The sequence below is a fragment of the Bacillus cereus G9842 genome, from assembly GCF_000021305.1.
In the GTDB taxonomy this organism is placed as follows: Bacteria; Bacillota; Bacilli; order Bacillales; family Bacillaceae_G; genus Bacillus_A; species Bacillus_A thuringiensis_S.
The window spans coordinates 1355440-1370250 of the sequence record NC_011772.1 but is presented as its reverse complement, the minus strand read 5'-3'; the positions used below and the strand labels follow the sequence as shown (position 1 = coordinate 1370250).

Here is a 14811-nt window from a genome sequence, read left to right as displayed (position 1 = left end):
TTCCGATGAGAAGAGGTCTTATACATCTATAAGAAACACTCTTCTCATCTTTCAAGCACACGCTTGCTGGATTTGGCACAGCACTCTGAAATCGAGTCCGCTGCCGAGGCATCGTAGGGCCAGTCCCTCCGCCTCTCTTTATAAGAAGGTTTCATATTTATTTTTTAATAATAATTTCTTCCCTAACTTTACTCGCTTACAAAACAAAAGTCAATTATTTTTTGTATAGATTTTTTTGGTAATTATACAAAAATTTGAATACAACAATCATTTTAACTTTTCGATTTCTTCTTCCAATATTGAAATCCAATAAAATTCACTATTTTTTATTGCTGCTAATATCCATTTCGTAGTGTACCAAGCTAACTCATACTCTTCCTTCGTGACATCGCCACTTTTATAAGCATCCTCTAGCTCTTCTTCATCTAATATATACACCTTACCGCTGGGTAATAATACTACATCTAAATATAAATCATCAAAATACGGTAAACCACGATCGTCTATTTCATATTCTTTCGTCACATCAATATAATATTGCACTAAATTGTGCCTATCATCTAACATAGCTGTAATCGCAAAGTTCTTTCCATTAATGAAATATTGAACCCACGTATACCCATCACTTGCAATACAAATTTCTTTACCATCATATTCTTTACAACTAGGCTCTCTCACTTTTTTTATATCCAGTATTCCGAGCATTCCCTCTTCCACTTGCTTAACCGTATAACTCTTTTCTATTAGTCTCTTCCACGAAGCACCGTCACCATATTTACGTTTCATTATGTCTGCTCCTCTTCTATATACAGAAAAGCTCCCACATATTATGTGAGAGCTTGTTCATATTATAATTAAGCAGCTTGACCCTTTTCAGAAATCTCTTTTAAATAAGCTTGTCCTTTTTCAGCGTCATATTGACCTTCCCACTTAGACATAACTACAGCTGCTAAAGAGTTTCCTACAACGTTAACTGCTGTACGAGCCATATCTAAAATACGGTCAATACCAGCAATGAACGCTAAACCTTCAGGTGGAATACCTACTGTACCAAGTGTCGCTAATAATACAACGAATGATACGCCCGGTACACCTGCGATACCTTTTGAGGTAACCATTAATACAAGTAATAATGTAATTTGTTGTGTAATAGATAAATCAATACCGTACATTTGCGCCAAGAAAATCGCCGCAATTGCTTGATATAAAGTTGATCCATCTAAGTTAAATGAATAACCTGTCGGAATAACGAAAGATGTAATTGCTTTCGGACAACCGAATTTCTCCATTTTCTCCATGATTTTCGGTAAAACTGTTTCTGAGCTTGCTGTAGAATACGCTAAGATCAGCTCGTCTTTTAAAATCTTAAAGAATTGGAAAATGTTAATTCCAAATATTTTCGCTGTAAGTCCTAAGACAACTACGACGAAGAAGATCATTGCTCCATATACGACAATTAGTAATTTCCCTAATGGAATTAATGAAGCAAGACCAAATGTAGAAACTGTAACACCAATTAGTGCAAACACACCAAATGGTGCAAATTTCATAACTTGGTTTGTTACATAAAACATTGCGTCAGCTACACCTTGGAAAAATTGAAGAACTGGTCTTCCTCTTTCACCAATTGCTGCTACACCTAAACCAAATAGTACAGAGAAGAATATAATAGCAAGCATATCTCCGTCAGCTAATGACTTCATAATGTTCGTTGGAACAATATTTACAAATGTATCTGCAAATGAATGACTTTGTACTTGCTCTGTTGTATGTGTATATTTTGAAATATCTGTCTTTGTTAACTGCTCCATATTCACGCCTTTTCCTGGTTGGAAAATATTCGCTATTAATAGACCAACAATAATTGCAATTGTTGTAATAATTTCAAAGTAAATAATTGTTTTTCCGCCTAGTCGACCTAGTTTTTTAACATCGCCAACACCAGCAACCCCAACAACAATACTTGCTACAACAATCGGTACAACGATCATTTTAATTAATCGGATGAAAATATCACCAATTGGTTGTAAATAACTCACTACAGCCGGATTGCCAAAGAAAATCGCCCCAACTGCAATACCAAGTGCAAGTCCTATTAATATTTGCCATGCAAGTCCTATTCTTTTCATATTTGTTGTAACCCCCTCTTCGATGTGTCACTCTATCTCTCATTCTATCTCTATAAAACTAAGAAATTAAGAGTATTACATATTATTCGACAATTCACTACATTTTGTCCCTGTTAAAAATCATAAATCAAAATTTAAAATCTGACAACAAAATAACTTTGCTCGAACACAAATAATTTTCTTGACAAAAAATAAACTCATGTCAGAAAACCTCACATGAGAACGATTCCTTACTAGTATTTCATTGGCTTTCTAAGTAATATTTCACCCCATAAAAACTCTTACTTCCCTCCTGCATTTTACAAATAAATCAAAAATTTACCTTTGTTACACATATAAATAAAATGTAAGTACTATGACAATTAAAGTTGAAAAATGATAAATTCCGACAAAACTTAGCAATTTTATAAAGTTTTCTTTACATTATGATTACAACGATAGACACCCTTCTTCTTATGATATATAACATTCATAGGGAAAGGAGTCAGACAACAATGAAAAAGAAATTTGCAGCGTTTAGTGTTTTAGCAGCAGGAACGATTTTTGCTTCCCCGTTACTTTCACCCGTATACGCTGAAACGAATCAAGATAAATTAACTAACATTCAATCTGAATTAGAAGGCAAACAAAGTGACTTACAAAATAAATCAGTCGAGAAAGAACAAATAGAAAAAGAAATTCAAGAATTACAGAAGAAAATCGATGAATTAACTACTTCTATTAATAAAAACGAGGCTGAATTAAACGATACAAAAAAAGAAATTAGCAAAACACAACAAGTAATTACTGACAAAAAGAAACATATAGAACAATTACAAACAAACATAGATACACGTCAGGAAGTTATTAAACAACGATTACAATCTATGCAAGAAAAACCGCGTACAAATATCATTACAGAAGTATTAACAAACTCTACAAACATTGCTGATCTTGTTGATAATATGTACTCCGTAAGTTTAATATTAAACAACGATACAGATATTGTAAAAAAACAAACATCTGATCAAAATGCTGTAACTACAGAAAAAGAAGCTGTTGAGAAAAAAGAACAACAACTGAAAGAATCTGAGCAAAAACTAGAACAAAAACAGCAAGAATTACAAAATAACCAACAACAGCAACAAACTCTTATTAACGATCTACATACGAAAGTAGCAAAAGTAGATTCAGAGATTGAAGGATTAGAAGAATCCAAAGGTATTTTAGAAAATCAACGTCAAGCTGTTCAAAAAGCAATTGAAGAAGAAAAACGTGCCGAAGAAGCTCGTAAAGCGGAAGAAGCTCGCCAGGCAGAAGAGGCTCGCAAACAACAAGCTACTAAATCTGCTCAAGCAACTCAAGCAGCTCCAACACCACATGATACAAATATCGGTGGCTTTATCAAACCAGCAGCTGGATCAAAAACATCCGGATTCGGTGTACGTTCTTTAGATAACCATAAAGGAATTGACATCGCTGCTTCGGGAACGGTTCCAATTATCGCTGCTGCAGATGGCGTTGTTATTCGCTCAGAATTATCATCTAGTTACGGAAACGTAGTGTACTTATCTCACCGTATAAACGGAAAAACATATACGACAGTATATGCTCATATGAATAGCCGTTCCGTATCGAATGGACAAACTGTAAAACAAGGCGATCAGCTTGGATTTATGGGGAATACGGGCCAATCATACGGACAACATTTACACTTCGAACTTCATCTTGGAGAATGGAATGTCGGCAAGACAAACGCAGTTGACCCATCTCCTTATATCGGATTATAAAAAACCTCGGTGCCTACCGAGGTTTTTTATTTACACTTCACACAATATAGGCATTCTACATAAACTATAACTAAATGCCTATAGTTTACGAGGTGATCCATATGAATACGCAATTACAACAAAAAATAGAAGAAGCTAGAACGACATATATCGGCCGGATATTTACATTTGGCGGCTCAGTTTTATTTTTAATCGGTTCATTCCTCGCAGTCACCACAGCCTATAAAGCGTATAATCGGCTATTACATTCATCAACATAAAAAAGACGGTAGATCCCCGTCTTTTTTATGCAAACATTTTAAATATACCTATCGCATTTAAAAATACAATTATTACAGTTACCGGAATGACATAACGAAGTAAGAAGAACCAAATGTTAAATAACGTTTTCCCTTTCGTTTCCGTCACTTCTAATTCTTTCATCAACAATTCTTTACTCATTTTATTTGGTACAAATAATGAAATAGCTAGTACTCCTAACGGCAGCAATACGTTACTTACTGAAAAGTCGACTAAATCAAAAAATGTTTTCCCGAATATTTTCACGTCACTCATTATTCCAAATGATAACGCTGATGGAATACCGACTGCAAAAATAAGAATACCAATTAATAATGATGCTGACGGACGCTTCTTCTCATTACCTTTCGCAACAGATGCTACTACAATTTCAAGCATTGAAATTGCTGATGTTAAAGTCGCAAAGAAGAATAAAATTAAAAACATAATAAAGAAAAATTGACCAAATGGTATTTTTGCAAATACTGCTGGAAGGACGATAAACAGTAATCCCGGTCCTTCAGTCGGTTTAACTCCTAATGCGAAAATCGCTGGGAAAATTGCTAATCCTGCAAGTACTGTAACAAAAACAGTTAAACTTACAATAGATGTTGCTGATTTCGCTAAATGTTCTTCTTTCTTTAAATACGAACTATACGTTACCATTACCGAGGCACCTACAGTTAGCGAGAAGAAAGATTGTCCCATCGCATATAAAATCGTATCTGCTGTAAGCTTTGAAAAATCTGGCTTTAAGAAGAACTCTACTCCAGCAAAAGCACCATCGAGTGTTAACGCACGAACAATAATCGCTATAAATAAAATAAATAATAGCGGCATCATGTACTTACTTGCCTTTTCTATACCTTTCTCTACACCTTTACTTACGACAAAAATTGTACAAAGCATAAAGATAAATTGTGCTCCAATCGCACTTAACGGATTTGAAATCGTTTCACCAAACAATTGTCCATAATCAGCTACTCCATTCCAGAAACTGCCTGTCACACTATAATATAAATAAAGTAAAATCCATCCACCTACAACACTATAAAAAGATAGTACACTAAAACAAGTAACAACTCCCATACGACCAATCCAAGGATATAATTTGCTATTTGGCACTAATACTTTATAAGCTGTAACCGCCTCTTTTTGCGTGCTACGTCCAATAACAAACTCCGCTATTAGAAGAGGCATACCTATAAATAAAGTTAATAGTAAAAATACAAGGAAGAATGCTCCTCCCCCGCCATTACCTGCAACATATGGAAATTTCCATATCGCACCAAGACCTACTGCGGCTCCGGCTGCTGCGAGTACAAAGCCTATTTTCGACGTCCATTGCTGTGTTTCTTTCATCATAAATTCTCCTTTTCTGAATATTTAAACTTTTGTTAATTATACACTTTCATTTCATACTCGCACACCTCCTTTAGAAAATAAAAAAGTCCTCTACACGCAAATATGCATGTAGAGGACGATATATGTAATGTAAATACCGTGGTACCACCTCAATTGGATTGATAAATCCCACTTGTTCAAGTACAGGAATAATTCCGATACTCTATCCTTTTAACGGCGGAACCCGGGTTGCCTACTACAATGTTCAACATACCTCTCGCAAGCCCATTCTGTATAATTTATCGTACCGGGCTCCCACCTAACCCCAGCTCTCTGAACGCATCAAATATACGTACTCTTCTTGCTCATCGATTTCATCTATTGAAGTTACTTGTGATTATAAATTATATTTTTATATTTGTAAAGCGCACTTTATCTTTTATTATTTTAAAACCTTTTCCTCTAATTCTCGCAAAAAACTTTCTCTTTTCCCCTCGTTTTGCATATATACTGATTTCAACACTTCCTGGAGCAATATATTTCGTTCCCTCTTTTCTAACTGTAAATCTTTTAACTTCACCCTTACTTCATATAAAAAATCTAAATACGATTCATATGTCTCATCATATTTATTTGCAATCTCATCTCGAATTTTTTTTGCGAGCTTCGGGCTCGCTCCCCCAGTAGAAACTGCTATATTAAGCAAACCACGATGAATCGCTGCCGGAAAATGAACATTACCACTTTCCGGATTTGTAATAACATTTACTAATTGATTCTCCGCGGCATCTTCAGCAACTTGTTCATTTAATATTGAATCACTACTCGCTGCAACAACTAAAAAAGCACTTTTAATATCACTTTTTTCATATTCTCTTTGATACCAACGAATTTTCTTTTCTTCCACAAGTTTTACTAAATTCGCATCTAATTCTGGACTGATTACAACTATATCTGCACCTTGTTTGAGTAAAGGAATAATTTTAAATCCTGCAACTTTTCCCCCACCAATAACAACAACACGTTTCTCATTAACTCGCACTGTAAGTGGATACATACTGATCTCCCTTCAATAACTCCGTCGTTTTCTGAATTAACATATCTTGAAACGCTTCATTCTTCCCTAAATATGGACTGATTTTTATCTCTTCCAATTCATATTGGCGCACTTCTTTCTCAATATGTTTCATAAGTAAACCTGTAAATAACAAGTAGGGCAGTACAACGATGTTCTTTTCTTTTCGTTCTACAACTTCCTTTAATTTCTTCTCAAATTTCGGCTCCGCAGCTGCTAAAAAACAAACTTCTACTTTAGCAATTTTTTCTTCTGCTTGAAATAAAGTAGCGATCCGATTTATATCTTGTAAAGTTTCAGGATCGCTACTACCCCTTGCAACGAGTAAAAGTGTTACTTCATCTTTATATTCTTCAATACCACTTCCGTTATATACCGACTTTATAAGCGTCTCTGATACACCAAACGGATTACCATACGTCACCTTAATATTAGGGTATTGATTATTTAACTTTTCTAATTCAAAAGGAATATCATTCTTCACATGGCCTGCTGCTAATAAGAAAACAGGAATAGCAATAATCTCTGTCGCACCACGCTTCGCACATGTACGAAATCCTTCTTCAATAGAAGGATTCGCCAGCTCTAAAAAACAAACTTCTTGAATAGCCGCTTCTATACGGCTCATACATGTCGTAATAAATTGAATTGCCTCTTCTTTCGCTGCCCTCAAACGACTTCCATGACATATATATAAGACGGCTTTCATTTTACAACACTCCACTTACTTGATAAGCATTTTCCGTTTGCTTCTCAAACCAATGGATTTTTTCTCTAAAACGGACAACTTCTCCAATTACAATCATGCTCGGATTTTGAATTTGCTCTTTTTTCGCAACATCTACAATTGTCCCTAACGTTCCAACAACTGTGCGCTGCATAGACGTCGTCCCCTGCTCAATAATAGCAACTGGCGTACTTTTATCTTTTCCATGCTTCATCAGTTGTTCGCATATGTAGGGTAAATTACTAACCCCCATATATACAGCTAACGTCTCTACACCTTTCGCTAAATTTTCCCATTTCACTTCTTCTTTAGCACCTTCTTTCCTATGCCCAGTCACAATAGCAAAACTTGCACTTGCATCACGGTGCGTCACTGGAATACCAGCATAAGCAGGTACAGCTATTCCAGACGAAATGCCTGGGACGATTTCAAATGGTACACCTTGCTTTGCTAATGCTTCCGCTTCTTCTCCTCCTCTACCAAATACAAATGGATCACCGCCCTTAAGCCTCGTTACAACTTTTCCTTTTTTCGCATATTTAATAAGAAATGTGTTAATTGTCTCTTGCTTCATCGTGTGATAATTCGGGAGTTTCCCGCAATAAATTAAATCCGCTTCAGGCTTTGCATATGAAAGCAATTCTTTATTCACGAGACGGTCATATAAAATAACATCTGCCTTCTCAATACATTTCAATCCTTTAACAGTAATTAAATCCGGATCGCCAGGACCCGCTCCAACTATATACACCTTCCCCATCATCTCTCCTCATTTCTTCTATTAAAATGAAACTTCCATTCGTATATAAGAATGGAAGTTTTTATTTTTTCGTATTACTGATCTCTACTCATGAATAACAAATGCCGCACCTTTTCGAATCTTCTTTTTTTCAAATAAGGAGATTTCCTTTACTTCTGGCAACGGTAAAAAATGCTTTTCAAGCTCAATCTCCGCAAGCTTAAATGCCTGCTCTTCACTTTGAGCAACAACAACAATCGGAACAATATCACTCACTAATACAGCTTCAAATCGATATAAATCCATATTGTCCTCCCTAAGACGCTATGACATCTTCTAACACGTTATTTAACGCTATTTGTAATGTATCTACACCAACACGACCTACAAAATCATAAAATGTTTCGGCTGGTAATTTATTCTCTTTGAAATAACTTATAAATGATGCGAGTACATCAGGTAAATCCTCGCCATCTATTTTTCCTTTTAACTTTTGATTGTAGGCACCGCCATCTAACAACGTTCCACCTACGTATATTTCAAACGCTTCAACAATTCCCTTTTCCTTCGTTTTCATTTTCACCCCTTGTAATCCAATGTCAGCAATTTGACGTTGACCACATGAATTCGGGCATCCTACCATATGAATTCGAACTGGAACATCAAGTGCAATTTGTGTATCTAAGTATTCTGCAATTTTTCGTAATCTTTCTTTCGTTTCTACTAGTGCAAGATTACAATATTCAATACCAGTACATGAAACCGCATGACCAATAAATGATTTCGGGCTTGCAGATATCGCTTCAAACAACGGTTCACTAAGTAATCCTTTTACATTTTCCGGCGGAACGTTCGGAATAATAAAATTTTGTGAATTACATGTACGAATTTGTCCATTTCCATATTGCTTTGCGATTCTTGCAATCTCAAACATTTCTTCTGCATGTAAACGACCTACCGGCACATTAAAACCGACATATTTTAATCCATCTTGTTTTTGATCTTGAACACCATAAAAATAGCCTGCATTCCATCCTTTAAGTGCACTTTCTCCTTTACTTTGCAATGGTCCTGTATACTCTATTAGTTTCTCTTTAAATTTCTCTGCTCCCCAGTCTGCAACAAGAAATTTCAAACGAGCTAAATGACGTTTCTCGCGATATCCAAAATCACGGAATATAGTAGCAATCCCAATTGCTACCGCCTTCACTTCTTCTGGTAAAACGAACACATCTAATTCATCAGCTAAATATGGACGGGCTGATAATCCACCGCCTACTTTTATATGAAAACCAACTTTTTTCTCACCATCTATTTCTTTCGTAGCAGGTGTAAATGCAACACAGTTAATCTCTGCGTTTGCCGAGTTATAAACGTTAGAACTAATAGACATTTTAAATTTACGTGGTAAGTTAGAAAACTCTTCATTATGTTGGAAATAGTCATATACCTCCTTCACAATATGCGTTGTATCAAACAGTTCATTCGCATCAATTCCTGCAAGTGGATTACCTGTAATATTACGTGTTATATCACCACACGCCCCTGCTGAAGATAACCCAACTCTTGCTAATCTTTTAAAAATATCTGGCATTTGCTGAATTTCTAACCAGTGAAACTGAATCGCCTGTCTTGTCGTAATATCTATTACATCACGTCCATAATCCTCAGCGATAGAAGCAAGCACTTCCGCCTGCGCATTTGTAATAATCCCTGAAGGAATATTTACACGCATCATAAAATAGCCAGCTTCTTTCGGTCTTTGCAAATACAATCCTGCCCATTTAAATGTGTCCCACTCTTCTTTCGGAATAGATTCGAATCCATTTTCCGCATAGTAAGGAATATCATTAAAAATTTCCAAACCATCTTTTGCTAATTTATTTTTCTCAGTCTGATTTAATTTTTCATTATTAGCCCATACTTTTTCATAACTCATTTTTAAATCCCCCTATATAAAGTGAAACTTTAATCAACCCTCACCAATCGGGCATTTACAGCCTGCTCCAGCCGAATTTTGAGGTGGGCGTTTTACTTCCCAGCAAACAACGGGACAAAACTACGCTCTTGTAAGTACTTCACGATTTGTTCTGCACATTCTTCAATAGAATACTTGTGCGTTTCTACAATTAATTCCGCTCGATCTGGTTCCTCATACGGTGAATCAATACCTGTAAAATCTTTAATATCACCTTGTCTCGCTTTTTTGTATAACCCTTTTGGATCACGTTTTTCACACTCTTCAATTGGACATTTTACAAACACTTCTATAAACTCATCTGCCGCTAATAGATCCCTAACTTGTTTGCGATCTACTCGAAATGGTGAAATAAATGCTGTAAGGACAACTGTTCCTTGATCTACAAATAACTTTGCCACTTCGCCAATACGTCTTATATTTTCCATGCGATCACTTTCAGAAAATCCTAAGTCTTTATTTAAACCGTGGCGAATGTTATCCCCATCCAGCACATAATTTCCAATATTCTTTTCAAACAGTTTACGAGCGACCGCATTCGCTACTGTAGATTTACCCGAAGCTGATAAACCAGTAAACCAAATTACAAAACTGTGATGTCCATTCTTCACTCTTCTATCATCTTTTGAAACCGAAGCTATATGCCAAGTAATATTCGTATCCATCTCGTTCTCTCCCTATTCTGTTACTACTTCTTTTTTTAAACCTTTAATTAGCACTTCTACTACTTCTTTACGACTAAATGTACTTGGCGGAATCTCACCGTTTCTTAATAATTCTCTTACTTTCGTACCCGATAAAATAACATGATCTTCTTTTCCGTGCGGACATGTTTTCGTTGAAGCCATCGCTTCACATTTCGTGCAGTAAAAACTATGTTCAAAGAATAGTGGTGTAATGCCTAACTCTTCTATCGTAAAATTCGTGAAGATTTCTTGCGCTTCGTATGTTCCGTAATAATCTCCTACTCCGGCATGATCACGCCCTACAATAAAGTGTGTACATCCAAAATTCTTTCTTACTAACGCATGAAATATAGCTTCCCTTGGTCCTGCGTAACGCATTGCAGCAGGAAATACACTTAAAAAGACACGATTTTTCGGATAATAGTTTTGAAGGAGTACTTCATAGCTTTCCATTCTTACATCAGCAGGAATATCATCCGATTTCGTTTCTCCAACGAGTGGATTTAAAAAGAGACCATCTACAATTTCAAGAGCAGATTTTTGAATATACTCATGGGCACGATGTACCGGGTTTCTCGTTTGAAATCCGACTACTGTTTTCCACCCACGTTTTTTAAATTCTTCTCTCGTTTCAATTGGGTCTAAACGATAAGAAGGAAATTGATTATTTTCAAAGCGTTTTGTTAGAATAATAGTTCCTCCAACGTAAACGTTTGGCCGTTCATATAACTTTTTCACTCCTGGATGAACCTCATCCGTTGTTTTATATACAAGTAACGCTTCTTTTTCTTTATCTGGTATGAAAATATCTTCTATTTGAATAACACCATATATATTTCCATTGTTGACAAGCTTTACTTCCTCTCCAGTCTTCAGGCTTTCTGCGACTTCTTCTGTTACCGGTAATGTAATCGGTATACTCCACACACTACCATTTGCTAAACGAAGCGTTTCTACGACTGAATCATAATCTTCCTTCCCTAAAAAACCAGTAAGCGGGCTATATCCACCTGTCGCCAATAGTTCTAAATCACTTAAAGCAATATTGTCTAATTTAATTTCTTTTTCAATTTGTGATACCTCATATGTCTCATCTATACGGTTTACTAATTCGTTTACTGTGCTCATTTTCTATATCCCCTCTTAGCTTTATTTCAAGATTCATCTTATTGATAATGAAGACCACATTCGGTTTTCATTTTCCCAGCCCATCTACCATCTCTTGAATCGCCACCATCCCCTACAGGTAAAGTACATTTCTCACACCCAATACTTGGATAGCCAACATCATGCAACGGGTTATACGGCAAGCTATGTTTGTATACATATCGCCAAACTTCTTTCCACGTCCAATGAATGAGTGGACAAACTTTAATAGATTGAAAACGATGATCTTGATTTATAAACTTTGTATGCTTACGTGTTTCTGATTGTTCCCTTCTTAAGCCCGATATCCATGCTTTTTCCACGACTAATGATTTTTCTAAAGGTAAAATTTTTCTAATCTTACAACAAAGATTCGGATTGCTCTCCCACAGTTTTTCACCATGCAACTTCGCCTGTTCATCAAGTGTAAGTTCTGGCTGTTTTTCTATAATATTCAATGAAGGAAATCGTTCCCTCACTCTTTGAATTAATTCATACGTTTCTTGAAAATGAACATTTGTATCTAAAAATACAACTTTAGCAGATGGATTTACTTGGTTTATAAGGTGCAGCAATACCATACCTTCCACCCCAAAGCTACATGCATAGACGATTTCATCTTTATACTCTTCATAAGCCCAATTTAATACTGATAACGCGCCTTTTGTTTCATCTTCTTCCGAAAATGAAACAACATTTTCTTCCCACGTTTCATACGTCAACATGTTTTTTCCCCCTGTAAAAGCAAAAAGACGGTTTTAACCTAATGAAAATAGGTTAAAACCGCCTCTAGTTTTTCTAGTCAGCGCTTTTCACTTTAAACGTACTTTTTCACTTTTCTCTAACTGAATTACTTTTCCATCTTGCACAACAATTGTAATTGAACCATATTTCATATCAGCAAGCATCGCTTCAATCTTCTCGGATACTTCATCAAAATGTTCCCGTACACTCACGCGAACAGCCCCCCTTTTTATTCATAAAAAAAATCTTTCCCATTTCGAAAAGACTGTTCGGTAATATATTTTACCTTATCTTTCAAAATGGATTCCATTTTGCTGGATTTAGCACCTTGCTTTCTATAAGCAGGTTGCCGAGCTTCTTCGGGCCAGTTCCCTCCGCTTCTCTTGATAAGCTTTGTATTTGTATTTTATCACAATTCTGATTTTTTTCAATCCTAGTTTTCCGATATATTTTAATTATTTTATTTTACAAAAAAGGAATTGCCCATCCGAACAACTCCTTTTCTATTTAGACAAGCTCTTTAATACGTATGCGATCGTTCCCAATAATATTTTCATATGTTTCGCGTTCCACAACTACTTGCGATGTTCCGCCTTTTGCAAAGACCACGGCTGGTCTTCGAATCCGATTGTAATTATTCGCCATCGAATACCCGTAGGCTCCTGTACAGGAAACTGCTAGTAAATCAGCAGAAGCGACTTTTGGTAAATGAATATCCCAAATCAACATATCTCCACTCTCACAGCATTTCCCAGCAATCGAAACGAGTTCCTCATTCTCATCATTCCCTCGATTCGCTAACATTGCTTCATAACGCGCACTATATAAAGCAGGTCTTAAATTATCTGTCATTCCACCATCGACTGATACATATTTCCGAATACCAGGAATATCTTTCACAGATCCAACTGTATAAATTGTTGTCCCAGCATCACCTACAATGCTACGGCCTGGTTCAATCCATATTTCTGGCAATGGATATTCACATACAGTAAATTGTTCTCTCACTGCACTTGTTACAGCTCGCACATATGTCTCAAGAGTTAATGGTGTATCCGACTCTGTGTAGCGTATTCCAAATCCCCCGCCTACATTTAACACTTTTACTACATAGTTTGTTTGCTCTCTCACTTCTTCTAAAAATTGGCGAAGAACTTCAATTGCTCGAACAAAACCAGCTGTTTCAAATATTTGCGATCCGATATGTGAATGAATCCCTAGCACATTATAATTTGATTTTTGTAAAGCAAATCCAATTGCCTGCATCGCTTGACCGTTTGAAACGCCAAATCCAAATTTCGAATCATCTTGGCCTGTTGTAATATATTCATGTGTGTGCGCCTCTACTCCAGGTGTTACACGAATTAATATGTTCACAAATTTCCCATGTTGCATCGCTAAATCGTGTAAAATTTCTAATTCAAAGAAATTATCTACGACAAAACAACCAATATTCGCCTGAAGAGCCATCACTATCTCTTCTTCTGTTTTATTATTTCCATGAAAATGAATACGTGATGCTGGAAATCCAGCTTGGAGCGCAGTATATAATTCTCCCCCAGAAACAACGTCTAATGACATATTCTCTTCACGAGCTACTCGGCACATCTCCATGCACAAGAACGCCTTGCTTGCATATGCTACTTGATAAGAGAAACCACTTTCTTTAAAAGCACGATGAAACGCTCGGCATTTTCCTCGAATAGACTCTTCATCGTATACATAAAGTGGTGTTCCGTATTGCTTTGCTAGCTGCGTCGTATCGCACCCTCCAATTTCTAAGTGTCCTTGCCCATTAATTCGGCTTGTGCCGTGTAAATACATTTAAATTCCTCCCTTATTTCCTCTAAAACTCATAACCCCAATCTTCTATTCATTGCAGCACGCTTTTAGATAGACAAAAAACGCGCGGAACAATGTTCACACGCGTTTCTTATTAGGAAAAATATATATTGAAAAAATAAACGAGTTGTTATCTCCTCAAAATAAGAAACCGCATCAACATCTCCAAATAGCTCTCCATAAAATAAATCTTATGACAGTACTACATTTATTCAATGTAGTCCCAATATATGAATAAGATGGTTATTCTTATATTTCGGCAATAGTCCCTTTCAACCTATGATCACAGATTCCATTAAATCTCCCATAGCTTACTCTTTCCTATCGCGGCCTCTACCTTTGAGAGTAGATGA

Annotated in this window: 15 protein-coding genes, 3 riboswitches and 1 other annotated feature; of the genes, 2 read left to right on the top strand and 13 right to left on the bottom strand. The window is 36.2% G+C overall.

The genetic code is table 11. From position 1 onward, the window contains the following. Nucleotides 1-41: 41 nt before the first annotated feature. Nucleotides 42-147, bottom strand: a riboswitch (SAM riboswitch). A gap of 120 nt (nucleotides 148-267) precedes the next feature. Then, complete coding sequence (locus tag BCG9842_RS06905) at nucleotides 268-786, bottom strand: DUF402 domain-containing protein (protein ID WP_000824630.1); 519 nt, start codon at nucleotides 784-786, stop codon at nucleotides 268-270. 68 nt (nucleotides 787-854) lie between these two features. Beyond that, a complete protein-coding gene (gene gltP, locus BCG9842_RS06900; RefSeq protein ID WP_000821134.1) occupies nucleotides 855-2129 on the bottom strand; it encodes a glutamate/aspartate:proton symporter GltP in 1275 nt (424 codons plus the stop codon). Between the two features lie 494 nt (nucleotides 2130-2623). On the opposite strand from gltP, the gene BCG9842_RS06895 reads away from it, so the two are divergent. Together BCG9842_RS06895 and BCG9842_RS31260 are read left to right on the top strand one after the other, a co-directional pair. After that, on the top strand, nucleotides 2624-3898 hold the full coding sequence (locus BCG9842_RS06895; protein WP_000726091.1) for a murein hydrolase activator EnvC family protein: 1275 nt from the start codon (nucleotides 2624-2626) through the stop codon (nucleotides 3896-3898). Nucleotides 3899-3999: 101 nt separating this feature from the next. After that, complete coding sequence (locus BCG9842_RS31260; RefSeq protein WP_001096007.1) at nucleotides 4000-4158, top strand: hypothetical protein; 159 nt, start codon at nucleotides 4000-4002, stop codon at nucleotides 4156-4158. A gap of 25 nt (nucleotides 4159-4183) precedes the next feature. Here BCG9842_RS31260 and BCG9842_RS06890 read toward each other — a convergent pair whose 3' ends face one another. From BCG9842_RS06890 to lysA, 11 genes are all read right to left on the bottom strand, one after another. Next, the gene (locus BCG9842_RS06890) at nucleotides 4184-5539 is read right to left on the bottom strand and encodes a sodium-dependent transporter (protein ID WP_000665434.1); all 1356 of its coding nucleotides are present in this window, start codon (nucleotides 5537-5539) and stop codon (nucleotides 4184-4186) included. A gap of 111 nt (nucleotides 5540-5650) precedes the next feature. After that, nucleotides 5651-5899 (bottom strand) — a binding site (T-box leader). A 64-nt stretch (nucleotides 5900-5963) separates the two neighbouring features. After that, nucleotides 5964-6578, bottom strand: coding sequence for an NAD(P)-binding protein (locus tag BCG9842_RS06885; RefSeq protein ID WP_000283361.1), 615 nt, complete (start codon nucleotides 6576-6578; stop codon nucleotides 5964-5966). Continuing rightward, nucleotides 6553-7305: a sirohydrochlorin chelatase gene (locus tag BCG9842_RS06880; protein ID WP_000648894.1), complete on the bottom strand. Its 753-nt coding sequence runs from the start codon at nucleotides 7303-7305 to the stop codon at nucleotides 6553-6555. The genes BCG9842_RS06885 and BCG9842_RS06880 overlap by 26 nt, the downstream gene beginning before the upstream one ends. Before the next feature lies 1 nt (nucleotide 7306). Beyond that, entirely contained in the window at nucleotides 7307-8083 is a 777-nt protein-coding gene (cobA, locus tag BCG9842_RS06875; RefSeq protein ID WP_000521280.1) for a uroporphyrinogen-III C-methyltransferase, read from the bottom strand. Nucleotides 8084-8167: 84 nt separating this feature from the next. Continuing rightward, nucleotides 8168-8368, bottom strand: coding sequence for a DUF3906 family protein (locus BCG9842_RS06870; protein WP_000366918.1), 201 nt, complete (start codon nucleotides 8366-8368; stop codon nucleotides 8168-8170). A gap of 10 nt (nucleotides 8369-8378) precedes the next feature. After that, entirely contained in the window at nucleotides 8379-10001 is a 1623-nt protein-coding gene (locus BCG9842_RS06865; protein WP_000119603.1) for a nitrite/sulfite reductase, read from the bottom strand. Between the two features lie 92 nt (nucleotides 10002-10093). Continuing rightward, the gene (gene cysC, locus BCG9842_RS06860) at nucleotides 10094-10705 is read right to left on the bottom strand and encodes an adenylyl-sulfate kinase (RefSeq protein WP_000380490.1); all 612 of its coding nucleotides are present in this window, start codon (nucleotides 10703-10705) and stop codon (nucleotides 10094-10096) included. A 12-nt stretch (nucleotides 10706-10717) separates the two neighbouring features. Continuing rightward, on the bottom strand, nucleotides 10718-11854 hold the full coding sequence (gene sat / locus BCG9842_RS06855; RefSeq protein ID WP_000108783.1) for a sulfate adenylyltransferase: 1137 nt from the start codon (nucleotides 11852-11854) through the stop codon (nucleotides 10718-10720). A 38-nt stretch (nucleotides 11855-11892) separates the two neighbouring features. After that, on the bottom strand, nucleotides 11893-12597 hold the full coding sequence (locus tag BCG9842_RS06850) for a phosphoadenylyl-sulfate reductase (RefSeq protein ID WP_000959017.1): 705 nt from the start codon (nucleotides 12595-12597) through the stop codon (nucleotides 11893-11895). 87 nt (nucleotides 12598-12684) lie between these two features. Further along, nucleotides 12685-12828, bottom strand: a complete 144-nt coding sequence (locus tag BCG9842_RS06845; protein WP_000116158.1) for a YezD family protein — start codon at nucleotides 12826-12828, stop codon at nucleotides 12685-12687. 72 nt (nucleotides 12829-12900) lie between these two features. Then, nucleotides 12901-13009: riboswitch (SAM riboswitch) on the bottom strand. A gap of 114 nt (nucleotides 13010-13123) precedes the next feature. After that, nucleotides 13124-14440, bottom strand: coding sequence for a diaminopimelate decarboxylase (gene lysA / locus BCG9842_RS06840; RefSeq protein WP_000280641.1), 1317 nt, complete (start codon nucleotides 14438-14440; stop codon nucleotides 13124-13126). Nucleotides 14441-14620: 180 nt separating this feature from the next. Beyond that, nucleotides 14621-14802, bottom strand: a riboswitch (Lysine riboswitch). Nucleotides 14803-14811 lie beyond the last annotated feature (9 nt).